The sequence below is a fragment of the Sinomonas atrocyanea genome (assembly GCF_001577305.1).
In the GTDB taxonomy this organism is placed as follows: domain Bacteria; phylum Actinomycetota; class Actinomycetes; order Actinomycetales; family Micrococcaceae; genus Sinomonas; species Sinomonas atrocyanea.
This window is the reverse complement of sequence record NZ_CP014518.1, coordinates 3272572-3289487: the sequence shown is the minus strand read 5'-3', so window position 1 is coordinate 3289487 and position 16916 is coordinate 3272572. Positions and strand designations below refer to the sequence as shown.

15 protein-coding genes and 1 tRNA gene are annotated in these 16916 nt (G+C 71.5%); 10 read left to right on the top strand and 6 right to left on the bottom strand.

The window, feature by feature from the left end; all coding sequences use genetic code 11:
* Window positions 1-115: 115 nt before the first annotated feature.
* The 5 genes from SA2016_RS15150 to SA2016_RS15130 form a co-directional block, all read right to left on the bottom strand.
* Window positions 116-373, bottom strand: a complete 258-nt coding sequence (locus tag SA2016_RS15150; protein WP_066499628.1) for a hypothetical protein — start codon at window positions 371-373, stop codon at window positions 116-118.
* Between the two features lies 1 nt (window position 374).
* Window positions 375-1694 (bottom strand): PspC domain-containing protein, encoded by a 1320-nt coding sequence (locus SA2016_RS15145; protein WP_066499627.1) that lies wholly within the window; start codon window positions 1692-1694, stop codon window positions 375-377.
* Between the two features lie 242 nt (window positions 1695-1936).
* Entirely contained in the window at window positions 1937-2272 is a 336-nt protein-coding gene (locus SA2016_RS15140; RefSeq protein ID WP_084249570.1) for a PspC domain-containing protein, read from the bottom strand.
* Window positions 2273-2317: 45 nt separating this feature from the next.
* Window positions 2318-2659: a hypothetical protein gene (locus SA2016_RS15135; protein WP_066499620.1), complete on the bottom strand. Its 342-nt coding sequence runs from the start codon at window positions 2657-2659 to the stop codon at window positions 2318-2320.
* 1 nt (window position 2660) lies between these two features.
* The gene (locus SA2016_RS15130) at window positions 2661-4091 is read right to left on the bottom strand and encodes a PspC domain-containing protein (RefSeq protein ID WP_066499614.1); all 1431 of its coding nucleotides are present in this window, start codon (window positions 4089-4091) and stop codon (window positions 2661-2663) included.
* A 124-nt stretch (window positions 4092-4215) separates the two neighbouring features.
* Between SA2016_RS15130 and SA2016_RS15125 the strand changes: the two genes are divergently transcribed.
* Together SA2016_RS15125 and SA2016_RS15120 are read left to right on the top strand one after the other, a co-directional pair.
* The gene (locus SA2016_RS15125) at window positions 4216-5493 is read left to right on the top strand and encodes an ATP-binding protein (RefSeq protein ID WP_066499611.1); all 1278 of its coding nucleotides are present in this window, start codon (window positions 4216-4218) and stop codon (window positions 5491-5493) included.
* Window positions 5490-6149, top strand: coding sequence for a LuxR C-terminal-related transcriptional regulator (locus SA2016_RS15120; RefSeq protein WP_066499609.1), 660 nt, complete (start codon window positions 5490-5492; stop codon window positions 6147-6149). The genes SA2016_RS15125 and SA2016_RS15120 overlap by 4 nt, the downstream gene beginning before the upstream one ends.
* A 243-nt stretch (window positions 6150-6392) precedes the next feature.
* On the opposite strand, the gene SA2016_RS15115 is transcribed toward SA2016_RS15120, so the two are convergent.
* Window positions 6393-7598 (bottom strand): pyridoxal phosphate-dependent aminotransferase, encoded by a 1206-nt coding sequence (locus SA2016_RS15115; protein WP_066499608.1) that lies wholly within the window; start codon window positions 7596-7598, stop codon window positions 6393-6395.
* Window positions 7599-7830: 232 nt separating this feature from the next.
* Here SA2016_RS15115 and SA2016_RS15110 point away from each other — a divergent pair.
* The 8 genes from SA2016_RS15110 (at window position 7831) to SA2016_RS15075 (ending at window position 16882) form a co-directional block, all read left to right on the top strand.
* A tRNA-Trp gene (locus tag SA2016_RS15110) sits at window positions 7831-7903 on the top strand.
* A gap of 99 nt (window positions 7904-8002) precedes the next feature.
* Window positions 8003-8263, top strand: coding sequence for a preprotein translocase subunit SecE (gene secE, locus SA2016_RS15105; RefSeq protein ID WP_066499600.1), 261 nt, complete (start codon window positions 8003-8005; stop codon window positions 8261-8263).
* Between the two features lie 113 nt (window positions 8264-8376).
* The gene (gene nusG / locus SA2016_RS15100; RefSeq protein ID WP_066499598.1) at window positions 8377-9306 is read left to right on the top strand and encodes a transcription termination/antitermination protein NusG; all 930 of its coding nucleotides are present in this window, start codon (window positions 8377-8379) and stop codon (window positions 9304-9306) included.
* Between the two features lie 156 nt (window positions 9307-9462).
* The gene (rplK, locus tag SA2016_RS15095; protein ID WP_066499596.1) at window positions 9463-9894 is read left to right on the top strand and encodes a 50S ribosomal protein L11; all 432 of its coding nucleotides are present in this window, start codon (window positions 9463-9465) and stop codon (window positions 9892-9894) included.
* Between the two features lie 108 nt (window positions 9895-10002).
* Window positions 10003-10710, top strand: a complete 708-nt coding sequence (gene rplA / locus SA2016_RS15090; protein ID WP_066499593.1) for a 50S ribosomal protein L1 — start codon at window positions 10003-10005, stop codon at window positions 10708-10710.
* A 102-nt stretch (window positions 10711-10812) separates the two neighbouring features.
* Complete coding sequence (locus tag SA2016_RS15085) at window positions 10813-11925, top strand: GNAT family N-acetyltransferase (RefSeq protein WP_066499591.1); 1113 nt, start codon at window positions 10813-10815, stop codon at window positions 11923-11925.
* Window positions 11922-13082, top strand: coding sequence for a hypothetical protein (locus SA2016_RS15080; RefSeq protein WP_066499588.1), 1161 nt, complete (start codon window positions 11922-11924; stop codon window positions 13080-13082). The genes SA2016_RS15085 and SA2016_RS15080 overlap by 4 nt, the downstream gene beginning before the upstream one ends.
* Before the next feature lie 68 nt (window positions 13083-13150).
* Window positions 13151-16882 (top strand): nitrate reductase subunit alpha, encoded by a 3732-nt coding sequence (locus SA2016_RS15075; protein ID WP_066499585.1) that lies wholly within the window; start codon window positions 13151-13153, stop codon window positions 16880-16882.
* The last annotated feature ends 34 nt before the right edge of the window (window positions 16883-16916 follow it).

Here is a 16916-nt window from a genome sequence, read left to right as displayed (position 1 = left end):
AGCCCACGCCGATTGTAGTCGCGGCCTGTTGGTGATGCACACCACACGCAGCGGCGGCCGTTCCATGACGGAACGGCCGCCGAACGGGTGCTCGGTCCGGCACCCCGCAGGGGGGTCAGGATGGTGTGTGGCCGCCGGAGCCGCGCCGGTTCCGGCTGGCCGCGACGACGCCGCCGATGACGAGTCCCACGCCCGCGACGAGGAGGAGCGCGACGGTGACGACTCCGGGATCGACGGTGAACCAGCCGAGCCGGCTGGCCACGAGGAGTGCCGCGGCAGCCACCACGACGGCGCCCCACACGATCGTGCTGACGCTCGGGCCACGTTCGGGGGCGCCCTCGCGGGCGCCCTGGGCGCCGAAGTCAGTGCTCATCTCATTGCTCCTGCCGGATCTCGACGTTGCTCATGGTGGCGTGGATGCGGACGACGAGCGTGGAGCCCGGCTGTCCCGCGTTGAAGGTCTCGGAGTCCTGGGCCGTGAGCCCGGCGACCGACTTCGAGCCGAAGTGGACATTGCCCATCGTCGCGTCCGCCTCCACCCGCACGGGGATGTTCTTGGGGACCGTGACCGTCAGCTGGCTCATGGTGGCCTCCACCGGGACGACGGCGGTGGCCGACAGGGGGCCGGCGACGTCGAGCCCCCGCAGGTCCAGCTGCCCCGATGCCGCGGTGACCGAATAGCCCGATGTCGCCTGGGACAGGGTGGTGGGGGAGAGGTCGACGGGTCCCGGTGAGCGGCTCAACTGGTATGCGGGCTGTGTGACGGCGGCGGTGGCCAGAGCGGCGACGGCGAAGAAGGAGAGGATCCCGGCCGAGCGCCCGCGGAGGCCGGCCACGATGATGCCCAGGCCGATGATGGCGGCGCCGGCGGCCCAGATCGCGCCCGAGGCCGGGTCGACGAGCGGGTGGCCGCTGAGCTGGAACGCCAGCAGGAGCCCGCCGACGATGACGGCCAGGCCGACGACCACGGTGGTGAAGGGGCCACCGGGCCCGAGTCGGTACGGGCGCGGCAGGGCGGGCGGCGGAAGGGCCGCGGCCGACGGCGCCGGTTCACCCGGGGCGGGGCCCGGAGCGGTGGGGTACAGCGGCGGGGGCGGGTAGAGCGGTGGGGGTGCCGCGGGGTGCGGCGCGGGGCTCCCGGACATGTCTCCGGCAGACGCCATGGGCGCCCCCGGCGTCCCTGCCGTGGACCGCGCTTCGGGCGCCCTGCGCGAGCGGTGCGACCGGGCGATGCTCGTCACGACGAGCACCGCGACAGCCAGCCAGAACAGGGCCCACACCGTCCCCCAGAGCGGGCCGTCGCCGCCGGCCTCGAACGCCAGTCCCGTGCGGGTCCCGCCGAGGCCCACGACGACGGCGATGAGGGCGCCGGTCATGCCCCCGGTCCATTGGCCCCGCATCGCCTGCTGGAGGTAGATGCGGCCGTCCGGCTCGGGGAGCAGGAGCCACAGGACCCCGTAGACGAGCAGTCCGACGCCGAGGAAGACCGACGCGAGGACGAACAGGCCGCGCACCAGGATCGGATCCACGCCCCAGCGGTGGGCGAGGCCGCTCGCCACGCCTCCCGCCCACCGGTCCGGCCCGCGGGAGAGGCCGAGGGCACGGACCCACGTGAAGAAGTCTGCGCCCGACTGTCCCGATGGACGGCCGGGGAAGGGGGCTCCCGCGGGCCCGTGGGTCTGTTCCGTGCTCATGATGCTGTCCCTCCGAGCCGTGGGTCCGGCCCACTGCCTCCAGTGTCGGCAGGCGGATGCAGGGCTCCCAGAGGCCTTCGGCCCGGGCCGGCGCGCGCTCCCCGGACACCTCTCGGCGGCCAGGGCAGCGGCGGCCAGGGCAGCGGCGGCCGCTCCAGGATGCAGCGGCGGCCGCTCCAGGATGGAGCGGCCGCCGCTGGATCAGCTCACGCTGCCGGATCAGCTCACGCTGCTGGATCAGCTCACGCGGCAGGACCGCCTGCGCCGGGACCGCCTGCGCCGGGACCGCCCGCGCCGGGGCCCACGGGCCCTCGGCCGGGGCCGCCGGGGCCGATGCCCCTGGGCCGGACCCAGTCCTCGAGGATGATCCTCCCGTCCTGGTCGGGGACCACGATCCACGCCGCAAGGTAGACGAGGACCGCGGGCCCCGGGAGGAGGCAGAGGATGACGAAGACGATCCGCACGAAGGCGGGGTCGACGTTGAGCCTGTCGGCGATGCCGCCGAGCACGCCGCCGACGATCCGCCTTGGGCCGCGCCTGAGCCCCATCGAGCGGAGCGCGTCGAAGAACTTGTCCATGGTCTCTCCCTAGGGTGTGAAGGGTTGATGGGATGCTGCGGGTCTTCAGTCTGTGCGCTCTGAGCCGTCGCCGCGAGGCCCAAGGTCCTCGTACGGGCTCGGACGGGGTCCCGGTGCGGGCTGGGAGGGCTCGGCACCGCCCGGGGCGACCGCTGCGCCGTCGTCCGGGAGGGCCCTCCGCCGCCGCGCGGCGAGCACGCCGCCGACCACGAGGCCGAGCCCGGCCAGGAGCAGGACGCCCGCGGCGGCGTATCCGGGATCGACGGTCAGCCAGCCGAGCCGGTTGGCGAACATGAGGGCTCCCAGGACGATCACCACTGCTCCCCACACGATCGTTCCGACGGCCGGGCCGGTGGCCTCCGGCCGCATCTGCTGCTGGGTGCTCATCTCAGCGCTCCTCGTTGACAGTGACCGAGCTCAGGGTGGCGTCGAGTTCGACGACGAGCGCGGGCCCGGACGTGCCGGAGTTGTAGGTGGTGGTGTCGTGCCGGCTGAGGCCGGTGGCGCGCCGGCCGTTCGCGGTGACGTCCGCGAGCGTCGTGGAGGTGCGCACCTCGACGGGGACGTCCTTCGGGACCGTGATCGTGAGGTCGCTCATCGTGGCCTTGACGGGGACCAGCGTCTCCGACGGGAGCGGGCGCGCGGTGTCGAGGCCGGACAGGTCGAGGCTGCCCCTCGCCATCGCGACGTCGTAGCCCCTCGCCGCCTCCTGCAGGCTCGCGGGGGCGAAGGCGACCTGGCTCGAGCGGACGCTCGCGAGCCGGTCGGCCCCCTGCGAGGCGGCGCTGCCGACGAGCGCGACGATCGCGAACAGCGTCAGGACCCCGGCCCGGCGGCCGCGGAGGCCGGCGACGAGGATGCCGAGGCCGAGGACCACCGCGATGGCGGTCCAGATCGTCCCCATCGCGAGCGGCACCGCCCCGGTGGCGATGACGGCGCCGAGGGAGCCCGCCGCGAGGGCCGCCGCACCGAGCACCACGAGCACGTAGGGGCCGGAGGCGCGCGGCCGCCGCGGCGGGTGCACCACGGTCGGGGCCGGGACATAGGGGCCGTAGTGGGGAGCGGCGTAGTGGGGGGCCGCGGAGTAGGCGGGGCCGGGCTGCGGCGAGTACGTATCGGCGTACGACGGCGGTGTCCCCGGCTTCGTGTAGGCGGTGTCACCGGCGCTCGGTACGCCTGCAGCGAAGGGGCTGTCCTGGCGCGCGTCGGCCGCCGGGTGCGGCGGTGCCGGCGGCACCGTCCCGCCGGGCCGGTGCGCCTCGGCCGTCCGGGAGGCGGTGTGCCTCCGGCTCCCGCGCACGATGCTGTAGATCCCGAAGCCCACGACGGCGACCCAGAACAGGCCCCAGAACGCCCCGCCGATCCCGTGGTCTCCGAACCAGAACCCCGCCCGGGCCCCGCCGAGGCCGATCACCGTGACGATGAGGCCGCCCGTCATGCCCGCCGTCCAGCGCCCGTGCGCTGCCTCCTGCGCATGGATGCGGCCGTCGGGCTCGGGCAGGAGCAGCCAGAGGAGGCCGTAGGCGAGGACGCCGACGCCCAGGAAGATCGCGGCGACGATGAAGAGGCCGCGGACCAGGATGGGGTCGATGCCCCACCGGTGCGCCAGGCCGCTCGCGACCCCGCCCATCCAGCGGTCGCGGCCGCGGACGAGGCCGAGCCCGCGGATCCAGCCGAAGAAGTCGCCCCCGCGGGGCGGGAGGGGGCGGGGCGCAGAGCCGGTGCCCTCCGCGGTGGGCCGCGCTTCGGGGCCGGGCTGCGGAAGCCCGGGCTGCGGGAGGGGGTCCGGCTGCTCGCCGGGGGACCGATCGGTGCTCATGCCCCCATCCTTCCGCCCGGCCCCGCGCGCCCCCATGGGGGGAGACCCTGAACGGACCCTGAACGGACCCCGGGAAGGGGGCCGCGGCGCCCCTGAGGGCACCGAGGAGTGCTTGGATGGATCCATGAACGCCGTGCCCGTGCGCCCTCCCCTCGTACGAGGAGACGACCGCCTCATCGCAGGGGTGTGCTCCGGGCTCGCACGGCACCTGGGGATGCGCACCGACGTGGTCCGCTGGATCATGGCCGTCGCCGCGGTCCTCGGCGGCGCGGGGATCGTCCTGTACGGCTGGCTGTGGGTCATGGTGCCCACCGCGGCCGAGGCGGCCCGCCGGGCCGCGCGCCGCCCGGCGTCGCACATCGCGCCCGCGGTGTCCGAGCCGGTCCTCCCGCCGGCGGCCCCCCGCCAGGCCCCGCACGCGGCGCGGTACGCGCGCGAGGTGCTGCTCGGCGTCGTCCTCCTCCTCGGGGCGGTGGCGCTGGGCGGGTCCCTCATCGGGGTCCAGGTGCCGCTGGACACGATCGTGCCCGTTGCCGCCATCCTCGGCGGCGTGGCGCTGGCCTGGATGCAGCTGGACGAGGCGCGGCGCGAGAGGCTCGTCCGCGGCGCCGGCGCCGAGCGCTGGACGGGCTGGCTGCGCCTCGGAGCGGGGATCGCCCTGGTCGTGGCAGGCGTGACCCTGGCCGTGTCGGGCAGCCAGTGGAATGTGCTGGGCATGGCGCTGCTGGCCTCGTTCGCCGTGCTCGCCGGGGTGGCCCTCGTGCTGCTGCCGTGGGGCCTGAAGTTCTGGCGTGAGCTGGGTGCGGAGCGGGCCGCGCGGGTGCGGGAGGAGGAGCGGGCCGAGATCGCCGCGCACCTGCACGACTCGGTCCTGCAGACCCTGGCCCTCATCCAGCGCCGCGCCGGCAGCGAGGCGGACGTGACGCGCCTCGCCCGCGCCCAGGAACGCGAGCTGCGCGAATGGCTCTACCGGGATGCCCGCAGCGGCGAGGGCACCTTCGCGGATAGGATCGCCGCGCTCGCGGGCGAGGTCGAGGACCTGCACGGCGTCCCGATCGACGTCGTCACCGTCGGCGAGCCCGAGGCCACCCGGACCGGCGGCACGTCGGCCCGCGACCGCCAGGACGCCCTCCTGCAGGCCGCCCGCGAGGCGATGCTCAACGCGGTCCGCCACGGCGCGGGCCCCGTCTCGGTCTATGCGGAGACGGGCAGCGACGCCACGGAGGTCTTCATCAAGGACCGGGGCCCCGGCTTCGACCTCGAGGCCGTGCCGGAGGACAGGCTGGGCGTGCGGGAGTCGATCGTCGGGCGCATGCGCCGGCACGGGGGCGAGGCGGCGATCGTGAGCGGACCGGACGGCACCGAGGTGCGGCTGCGGCTGCCGAGGACGGAGGAGACATGAGCACGGAATCGGGGCGGGAGCCGGTGGACGTCGTCATCGTGGACGACCACACCATCTTCCGGTCGGGGCTGAAGGCCGACCTCGACGAGCGCGTGCGCGTGGTGGGCGAGGCCGGGACGGTCGAGGGTGCCGTCGAGGCGATCGAGCAGCTCCGTCCCCGCGTCGTCCTCCTGGACGTCCACCTTCCGGGCGGCCTCGGCGGGGGAGGGCGCGAGGTGCTCACGCGGTGCGCGCCGCTCCTGCAGACGGTGCGCTTCCTCGCGCTCAGCGTCTCCGATGCGGCCGAGGACGTGGTCTCCGTGATCCGCGCCGGGGCCCGCGGCTACGTCACCAAGACCGCCTCGGGCCGCGAGATCACCGACGCCGTGCTGCGCGTCGCGGACGGGGACGCCGTGTTCTCGCCCCGCCTCGCGGGCTTCGTCCTCGACGCGTTCGGCACCCAGTCTGTGGCCGACGACGAGCTCGACAAGCTCTCCGCCCGCGAGCTCGACGTCATGCGGCTCATCGCCCGCGGCTACTCCTACAAGGAGACCGCGAAGGAGCTGTTCATCTCGGTCAAGACGGTCGAGACCCACGTCTCCGCGGTGCTGCGCAAGCTCCAGCTCACCAATCGGCACGAGCTCTCGCGCTGGGCCGCAGACCGCCGCATCTGGTAGCCCCGCCCCGTCTGGGTGTCACCTCCTGGGGGTCACGTCCTGGGGGTCACCTTCTGGGGGTCGCCTCCTGTGGGTGGGGTTTGGGTGTCATCTTCTGGGGGTCAGCTCCTGTGGGTGGGGTTTGGGTGTCACCTTCTGGGGGTCACGTCCTGTGGGTGGACCCGCAGAAGCTGCCTCTCAGAAGGTGACTTTCAGAAGGTGACTCTCAGACGGACGACGGCGTGCTTCAGGAGGGGACGAGCCCTACTTGGCCGTCCCGAGGAGTTCCTGGATGCGGCCCACACCCTCGGCGAGGTCGTCGTCGCCGAGCGCGTAGGAGAGGCGCACGAACCCGCTCGGCCCGAAGGCCTCGCCGGGGACGATCGCCACCTCGGCCTTGTCGAGGATGAGCGCCGCGAGCTCGGCCGAGGTGGCCGGGCGGATGCCGGCGATCTCCTTGCCGAGGATCCCGCGGACGTCGGGGTAGACGTAGAAGGCGCCCTTGGGCGTCGGGCAGTTCACGCCCTCGATGGCCGAGAGCATGCTCACCATCGTCTTGCGCCGGCGGTCGAAGGCGACCTTCATCTCCTCCACGGCGTCCAGCGGGCCCGACACGGCGGCGAGGGCCGCCATCTGGGAGACGTTCGCGACGTTGCTCGTGGCGTGCGACTGGAGGTTCGTAGCCGCCTTGATGACATCGGCCGGGCCGATCATCCAGCCCACGCGCCAGCCGGTCATCGCGTACGTCTTGGCCACGCCGTTGAGGATCACGACCCGGTCCCCGAGCTCGGGGACCGCGGTCGCGATCGAGGTGAACGGCACGCCGTCGTAGGTGAGGTGCTCGTAGATCTCGTCGGTGACCACCCACAGGCCCTTCGCGGCAGCCCACTGGCCGATCTCCTTGACCTGCTCGGGGGAGTACACCGCGCCGGTGGGGTTGGACGGCGAGACGAACAGCAGGATCTTGGTGCGCTCGGTGAGCGCGGCCTCGAGCTGGTCCACGGTGACGAGGTAGCCCTGCTCGGGCCCGGCGAAGACCTCGACCGGGACGCCGCCGGCGAGGCGGATGGACTCGGGGTAGGTGGTCCAGTACGGAGTGGGGAGCAGCACCTCGTCGCCCGGGTCGAGCAGGGTCGCGAACGTGTTGTAGACGGCCTGCTTGCCGCCGTTGGTGACCAGCACCTGGGACGCCTCGGCCTCGTAGCCGGAATCCCGCTTGGTCTTCGCGGCGATGGCGGCCTTGAGCTCGGGCAGGCCGCCGGCGGGGGAGTACCGGTGGAAGCGCGGCTGGCGGGCGGCCTCGATGGCGGCGTCCACGATGTACTGCGGGGTCGGGAAGTCGGGCTCGCCGGCGCCGAAGCCGATGACGGGGCGCCCCGCGGCCTTGAGGGCCTTCGCCTTCGCGTCGACGGCCAGGGTGGCGGATTCTGCGATGGATCCGATGCGCTGGGAGACGCGGGCGGAGGTCATGGGGCAATCCTTCTTCTCGGGAGGCTGGTGGTACCTACTCTAGGCGCTCGGGCCCTGCCGCCCCCGGCCGCCCCCGTCCCAGTTCGACGCCGGCGGGGATTGTGCGTAGACTTGATCCTCGGCGCCGGAAGCGGCGCGTGGTCTCCTCTGCCGGGACGCTGCTGGGCGCGGCCCCGCAGGATCCTTGGTAAGGTAGTCCACGGCGATTCCGCCGTCAGGTGGTTTCCACCGAAGGGCAGTGGCGCAATTGGTAGCGCAGCGGTCTCCAAAACCGCAGGTTGCAGGTTCGAGTCCTGTCTGCCCTGCGCAGGAACACAGCCCGGCTTTGTCCGGGCTGTTCCAGCACCCACAGAACGGATCCGGCGGGGAAGTCCTGCGGGCAGAGCGAGTGAGCGAGGAATCGGTTGACCGAAACAGCTTCAAGCAGTTCGGGCCGCCCCAAGCAGGCCAGGAAGCTTGGCTTCTTCGGCCGGATCGCGCTCTTTGTCCGGCAGGTGATCGGCGAGCTCCGCAAGGTCGTCACGCCGACCCGTCAGGAGCTGGTGAACTACACGCTCGTGGTGCTGGGGTTCGTCATAGTGATGATGGTGGTCGTGTTCGTCCTCGACTTCCTCTTCGGGATCGGCATCGGCTGGGTCTTCGGCGGGACGTCCACCACCAACTAGGCCTGGGTCCGCAGACCTCTGGCCCGGAACCGGGAGACCGGGACGGGGCAGGGTGTGCGGATGAGCCATTTAAGTCGCAACGAGTAAGTCGCACGAGGAAAGCAGGAGACTAAGTGTCTGAGCACGAGCTCGAGGATCGCGGGACCGAGCACGAGGAGTCGGCATTCGAGCCGGCCTTCTCCGACGCCGCTGCGCCCGTTGCCCCTGCCGCTTCCCCTGACGAGGCCGGCGACGACGAGGTTGTCTCCGACGAGGCTGAGCAGGCTCCGGCTGAGGAAGCTGAGGCCGAGGAAGCTCCGGCTGAGGAGGCCGAGGCCGAGGAGGCTCCGGTCGCCGAGGAGACCGCGCACGACGACGCCGCCTCCACGGGCGAGGACGTCGCCGAGGGCGCGGAGGCCGCCGAGGAGATCGACCCGGCCGCTGCCGCCGCCAAGGCCGCCGAGGACTTCCGTGCCAAGCTGCGCCGCCAGCCGGGCGACTGGTACGTCATCCACTCCTACGCGGGCTACGAGAACCGCGTGAAGTCGAACCTCGAGACCCGCATCCAGACGCTGGACATGGAAGACTACATCTTCGAGATCCAGGTCCCGATGGAGGAAGTCGTCGAGATCAAGAACGCCCAGCGCAAGATCGTGAACCGGGTCCGCATCCCGGGCTACGTGCTGGTGCGCATGGACCTGACCGACGCCTCGTGGGGCGCCGTCCGCCACACCCCGGGCGTCACCGGCTTCGTGGGCAACGCCCACAACCCGGTCCCGCTGACCCTCGACGAGGTCTTCTCGATGCTCGCCCCGGTGTTCGAGCAGGAGCAGGCTGCCGAGGCGAAGGCCGCAGGCAAGGCCGGCCAGAAGGCCCAGGCCGCGCCGGTCGCCGTGGACTTCGAGGTCGGCGAGTCCGTCATCGTCAAGGAGGGCCCGTTCGAGACCCTCCCGGCGACCATCTCGGAGATCAAGCCCGAGTCGCAGACCCTCGTGGTCCTCGTCTCGATCTTCGAGCGCGAGACCCCCGTGACGCTCGCGTTCAACCAGGTCGCGAAGATCTAGGACGCCGCACCGACGCCACGTCTGTACAATTGAAGACTTCGCCCCGGGACCGGATGCCTACCGGTGCCGGGGCGGTCGACTGCCTCGCCATGGCGGTCACCACCTGGGCGGCGCTCCTGCTGCTCCAGGAAGCGTAAGGAAGAAAAGGACCCTACATTGGCTCCCAAGAAGAAGGTCACCGGCCTCATCAAGCTGCAGATCCAGGCAGGCGCCGCCAACCCGGCCCCGCCGATCGGTCCTGCGCTCGGCCAGCACGGTGTCAACATCATGGAGTTCTGCAAGGCGTACAACGCTGCGACGGAATCCCAGCGTGGCAACGTCATCCCGGTGGAGATCACGGTCTACGAGGACCGCTCCTTCACCTTCATCACCAAGACCCCGCCGGCCGCTGAGCTGATCAAGAAGGCTGCGGGCGTCCAGAAGGGCTCCGCGACCCCGCACACCGTGAAGGTCGCCAAGCTCTCCGACGCCCAGGTCGAGGAGATTGCCAAGACCAAGCTCGAGGACCTCAACGCCAACGACGTCGAGGCCGCGAAGAAGATCATCGCCGGCACCGCCCGCTCCATGGGCATCACCGTCGAGGGCTAAGACCTCACCCCCATTCATCAACGACGCACGGCGAGTCCCGCCGTCGTCCGTGGCAGGGCCGAGCGCGGCCCACAATGACCACACCTGCACAAGGAGATCAAGAGCAGCATGGCAAAGCGCAGCAAGGCATACCAGGCAGCGGCCGAGAAGATCGAGGCCGGCAAGGTGTACTCCCCGGCCGAGGGCGTCGCCCTGGCCAAGGAGATCAACCCGTCGAAGACGGACGCGACGGTTGAGGTCGCGTTCCGCCTCGGCGTCGATCCGCGCAAGGCGGACCAGATGGTCCGCGGCACGGTCATCCTCCCGCACGGCACGGGCAAGACCGCCCGCGTCGTCGTGTTCGCGACCGGCGACAAGGCAGCGGCGGCCGAGGCCGCCGGCGCCGACGTGGTCGGCTCGGACGACCTGATCGAGCGCATCCAGGGCGGCTGGACGGACTTCGACGCCGCCGTGGCCACCCCGGAGCTCATGGGCAAGGTCGGCCGCCTCGGCAAGATCCTCGGCCCGCGCAACCTCATGCCGAACCCGAAGACCGGCACCGTGACCCCGGACGTGGCCAAGGCCGTGAACGAGATCAAGGGCGGCAAGATCGACTTCCGCGTCGACAAGCACTCGAACCTGCACTTCATCATCGGCAAGACCTCGTTCGACGCGCGCCAGCTCGCCGAGAACTACGCGGCCGCGCTCGACGAGGTGCTCCGCCTCAAGCCGTCCGCGTCGAAGGGCCGCTACATCCAGAAGGCCACCGTCGCCACGACGTTCGGCCCCGGCGTCCAGGTCGACCCGAACGCCACCAAGGTGATCATCGAGGGCTGATCAGCCCCACTCGCACCGCTGACGAGGGCCCCCTTCCCGCCCGTGGAAGGGGGCCCTCGTGCGTTCCCGCCCGCACGCGCGGGCGCGGCTAGACTGGCGCACATGAGCGCTGGCTACCGTATCGAGCGGCTGCGCCTGCCCTCGAGGCTCGAGGGGCCGGAGGCCGAGGAGTTCCTGGAGTTCTCGCGCCTCACCGACGCCGTGCAGCGGCAGATCTGGGGGCACGAGGACCGCTGCTCGCCGCCGGAGTACCGGTTGCGGGTCTGGCGGGATTCGCCGTACGACGAGACGGCGCTGTTCTTCGCCCGTGCGGGGGGACGGATGGCCGGGCGCGCCTGGTGCCGGGTCTCGCTCAAGGAGGACCTGGACCGTGCGATGGTGCGCGCCGAGGTCCTGGACGACTTCTCGGGGCGGGGGCTGGGGCGCGCGCTGCTGGACGCGGCCCTCGAGGAGGCACGACGGCGGGGCCGCACCGTCGCGGACGCGTTCACCGAGCATCCCGTCCCCGCCTCCGGTCCGGCCGGCTCCGGCGGCTCCCCGGCCGAGGACGGCGCGGTGGTGCCCTCGACCGGCACCGGCGCCCTGCGGGCAGCCGAGAGGCCGGTGCGCTTCGCCCGCGCGGCCGGGTTCTCGCTGAACCAGGTGGTGCGCTTCAGCGCGCTGGACCTCGCGGCGCACGACGGCGGGTGGCCGGCCCTCGCGGCGGCGGCCTCGGCGAAGGCCTCGACGGAGTACGAACTCATGACCTGGGAGGGGGTCCCGCCCGAGCACCGGGCGGGGATGGCGGAGCTGTTCGCGCGCATGTCCGTGGACGCGCCCCAGGGGGAGTCGTGGACGGACGCCGCGGTCTGGGATGCCGAGCGCGTCGCCGCGCTCGAGGCGATGCTCGCGGAGGCCGGCACGGTGCCGCTGTACGCCGTGGCCCGTCACCGGGCCACGGGGGAGTTCGCCGCGTACACGGCCCTGTGGGTCCGGCGCGGCAAGGAGGACGTGGCCGACCAGGACGACACCCTCGTTCGGGCGGGGCACCGCGGCCGGTCCCTCGGGATGTGGATCAAGCTCGCGAACCTGGCGCAGTACCGCGCCAGGTACCCTCAGGCGGCCAAGGTCGTGACCTTCAATGCCGAGGAGAACGCGCACATGCTAGCCATCAACGAGGCGATCGGCTTCCGCCCCGCGGGCCACGATGGCGAGTGGTACCGGAGCCTGCGGTGAACCGCCGCGGCGCGGAGTCCGCGCAGCGCCCGCCGCGCGAACGGCTGCGGCCCGAGCCCACGGCGACCGCCGTGGAGGCGCGGGCGCTCGCCACCGGCCTCGTGGCCGCGCTGGCCGGGCTCGTCGTGGCGCTCGTCGCCTTCGCCGGGCGCAGGCCTGCCCTCTCGGGCGACCACGGCGTCGGGGAGGTCGCCGGGCTCGTGGCGGGGGCAGCGGCGCTGATCGTGTTCCCGGTCGCGTACCGGCGCTCGTACGCCGATCCGGACCGGCGCTGGCTCGCCGGCCGTCCCCTGTGGCGGCGGCTGCTGGGCACGGTGGCGCTCGCCTTCGTGCATGCGGCCATCTCCTTCATGGTGGCCTGGGCCAGCTTCCAGATCTTCCAGCGCGCGTTCACCGGGCTGACGCTGGACGCGTTCGCGGCGTCCCTCCTGACTGCCGTGTCGGCTGCCCTCGCGGCCTACGCGGCGTACCAGTCGGGCTCGCGCATGGACAGCTACGTGCTCTCCAACCTGCTCGCGACCTTCCTGGGCGCGGGGATCCTCACGTCGATGGTGACGACGACCCGCTCCAACTGGTGGGAAGTCAACTTCAGCGTGCTCGGGGCCGCGGACTACGGGGTGGCGCTGGCCTTCAACGCGACGCTCGTGACGGCAGGGGTCGTGATCGCGCTCCTGGCCGAGTACATGACACGCGACCTGCGCGCCCTCGACGCACACCGGCGCCGGGCCGGCCTGGCCACGCCCGCCACACGCGAGCGGCCGCTGCTCGCGTGCCTCGTGCTGATGGGGGCGTTCCTCGTGTGCACCGGCCTCATCCCCGTGGACGTGTTCATGGCGGCGCACAACACCATGGCGACCTCCATGGCAGCCGCCTTCACGCTGCTCCTCGTCCGGACGCCGGCGTGGGTCCCGGGGCTGAGCCGGACGTTCTACGCGGCGGGCTACGCGCTGCTGGGCGCGGCCGTGGTCTCGGTCATGCTCTGGTGGCCGCTCGGGTACTACAACATGACCGCGATGGAGCTCGTGATCGCCGGCGTCGTGCTGGCATGGCTCGTCCTCTTCACGCGCAACGTAGCGGCCGCGGTCGAGGACGTGCGGCGGCACGAGGACGTCGCTTCACTGGGCGGCCACCAGGCGAGAAGAAATTCGCATCAATAGAGCATATTTTCATGTTCTAGGCCGTGTCCCCTTCCCGCTCCGATCGGCGCATCCCTAGAGTGTGGCCCATGGCAGCCGGACCGATCCGACCAGGACTCGATGGCAGTGCCTCCGATGCGATGCTCGCGATGGGGCGCTTCTTCACCCGATGGGAGGAGACAGACGACGGGCGCGCGGTGTTCCGCGAAGGCGGGCGCGCGGGAGACGTGTTCTACCGCGACAGGTGGAGCCACGACAAGGTGGTCCGTTCGACCCACGGGGTGAACTGCACCGGCTCGTGCTCGTGGAAGGTGTACGTCAAGGACGGCATCATCACCTGGGAATCGCAGCAGACCGACTACCCCTCCGTGGGGCCGGACCGGCCGGAATACGAGCCGAGGGGCTGCCCCCGGGGTGCGGCGTTCTCCTGGTACACGTACTCGCCGACCCGCGTCCGCTACCCCTACGTGCGCGGGCCGCTGCTCGAGATGTACCGCGAGGCCAAGCAGCGGCTGCGAGACCCGGTGGCCGCATGGGCGGACATCGTCTCAGACCCGGAGCGGCGCCGCCGCTACCAGAAGGCCCGCGGCAAGGGCGGCCTCGTGCGAGCGAGCTGGAACGAAGCCATCGAGATCGCCGCCGCCGCCCACGTCCATACGATCAAGGCCTACGGGCCCGACCGCTGTTCGGGATTCTCGCCGATCCCGGCCATGTCGATCGTGAGCCACTGCGTCGGCACCCGGTTCATCCAGCTCATCGGCGGCGTCATGACGAGCTTCTACGACTGGTATGCGGACCTGCCGGTCGCGAGCCCGCAGGTGTTCGGGGACCAGACCGACGTCCCGGAATCGGGGGACTGGTGGGACTCCACCTACCTCATGATGTGGGGCTCGAACGTCCCGGTCACCCGCACCCCGGACGCGCACTGGATGACGGAAGTCCGCTACCGCGGTACCAAGGTGGTGGTGGTCAGCCCTGACTACGCGGACAACACGAAGTTCGCCGACGAGTGGATGGCCCCGCAGGCAGGCACAGATGCGGCGCTCGCCATGGCCATGGGGCACGTGATCCTCAAGGAGTTCTATCTCGACCGTGAGGTGCCGTTCTTCACCGACTTCGCCAAGCGGTACACCGACCTGCCCTTCCTCATCACCCTCGTCGACTCCCAGGACGGCACTGGCCTTGTGCCCGGCAAGTTCCTTACTGCCGCGGACCTGCCCGGGCATGAACACGAGGCCGATTCGGCCTGGAAGACCGTCCTGCTCGATGCCGGCACCGGGGAGCCCGTGGTGCCCAACGGTTCGATCGGCTTCCGCTACAACTCCGCCGACGAGGGCCGGTGGAACCTCGATCTCGGCAGCGTCGACCCGCTGCTGTCCGCGGCCGACGGCGGCGGGGTGGCTCCGCCGTCGGAAGTCGCCGAGGTGATGTTCCCGTGCTTCGAGGCGGCAGACGGCTCGGGGTCCGTCCTGCGCCGCGGCGTTCCCGTGCGGACGGTGGCCGGCAAGACGGTCACCACCGTCTTCGACCTCATGCTCGCCCAGTACGGCGTAGCGCGTCCCGGCCTGCCGGGGGAGTGGCCCACAGGCTATGGCGACGCCTCGGTGCCCTACACCCCCGCGTGGCAGGAAGGCATCACCAACGTGCCCATGGCCCAGTGCCTGCGGGTTGCACGTGAGTTCGCGAAGAATGCCGAGGACTCCAACGGCCGCTCGATGGTGATCATGGGGGCGGGCATCTGCCAGTGGTTCCACGGAGACGTGACCTACCGCTCGATCCTCTCGCTCCTGCTGCTCACGGGCTCGATGGGCCGCAACGGGGGCGGCTGGGCGCACTATGTGGGCCAGGAGAAGACGAGGCCGCTCACCGGCTGGGTCTCCCTCGCGAACGCGCTCGACTGGTCGCGGCCGCCGCGCACCATGACGGGAACGTCGTACTGGTACATGCACACCGGCCAGTGGCGCAATGACGGGTACTCGGCCGCGTCCCTCGCCTCTCCGCTGGCCGAGGGGAACCTCGACGGAATGCACACCGCGGACGCGATCGCGCAGTCCGCCAGACTCGGCTGGATGCCCTTCTACCCGCAGTTCGACCGCAACCCGCTGGACATCGCCGACGAGGCGCGGGCGGCCGTCGAGGCCGGCGCGGCGGAGTCCGAGGCCGCCTATGTCGCGGCGCAGCTCAAGGGCGGCTCCCTGCACTCAGCGATCGATGACGTCGATGCCCCGGAGAACTGGCCCCGCACGCTCGTGCTCTGGCGCTCGAACCTCCTGGGCTCGTCCGCGAAGGGCAATGAGTACTTCCTCAAGAACCTCCTCGGCACCCACCACAGCGTGATGGGCACTGCGCTCGAGTCGCAGATGCCGCACCCGAGGGACGTGGCCTGGCGGGAGGAGACGCCGGAGGGCAAGCTCGATCTGCTCATGTCGGCAGACTTCCGCATGACCTCGACGACGCTCCTCTCCGACATCGTCTTCCCGGCCGCGACGTGGTACGAGAAGCACGACCTCTCCTCGACGGACATGCATCCCTACGTCCACGCCTTCAGCCCTGCGATCGATCCGCCATGGGAGACGAAGACGGACTTCGACATGTTCCACCAGCTCGCCCAGGAGTTCTCCCGCCTGGCACGCACACACCTCGGAACGCGGCGCGACCTCGTCACCGTCCCGCTCCAGCACGACACACCCGGACAGATCGCGCAGCCCGGCGGCGTGGTGCGCGATTGGCGTGACCCGGGCGTGCCAGCCGTGCCCGGCGTGACCATGCCCCAGGTGAGCGTCGTGGAGCGCGACTACACCGCGATCGGGCAGAAGATCGCGGCCATCGGCCCGCTCGCCGCGGAGAAGGGGTTCACGGTCAAAGGGGTCACGTTCGAGCTGGACCACGCCCTCAACCGGCTCGCCCGGGCCAACGGGGTCATGTCCCACGGAGTTGCGGCCGGCCTGCCGGCGATCGACACCGATGCGAAGCTCGCCGAGGCGATCCTGACCTTCTCCGGGACCACGAACGGCGCGCTCGCGGTCCAGGGGTTCAAGGAGCTCGAACGCCGCACCGGGCGCCGGCTCGCGGACCTCGCTGAGGGGTCCGAAGAGAAGGCCATCCGGTTCGCGGACACCCAGGCGGCCCCGGTCCCGGTCATCACGTCGCCGGAGTGGTCCGGGTCCGAGACCGGCGGGCGCCGGTACGCGCCGTTCACCATCAACGTCGAGCGACTCAAGCCCTGGCACACGCTCACGGGCCGGATGCACTTCTTCCTCGACCACGATTGGATGAGGGACCTCGGCGAGGCCCTGCCCATCTACCGCCCGCCACTGGACATGCATCGGCTGTTCGGGGAGCCGCGGCTCGGACAGGACGGCATGGAGGTCACCGTCAGGTTCCTCACGCCGCACAGCAAGTGGTCGATCCACTCCGAGTACCAGGACAACCTGTTCATGCTCTCGCTCTCGCGCGGTGGCCCCACCTGCTGGATGAGCGCCGACGACGCCGCCGCGGTCGGCGTCGAGGACAATGACTGGATCGAGTGCGTCAACGCCAACGGGGTGTTCGTCGGCCGGGCCATCGTGAGCCACCGCATGCCGACCGGCGTCGTGTACGTGTACCACGCCCAGGAGCGCACGATTGACGTGCCGAAGTCGGAGGCCACGGGCCGGCGCGGTGGCATCCACAACTCGGCCACCCGCCTCCTCGTCAAGCCGACCCACCTCATCGGCGGCTACGCCCAGCTCGCCTACGCGTTCAACTACCTTGGCCCGACTGGCAACCAGCGGGACATGGTCAGCACTATCCGCAAGCGATCCCAGGAGGTCACGTACTGATGGGTACTCGCCGCCGCACGCAGGGGAGGGCGTC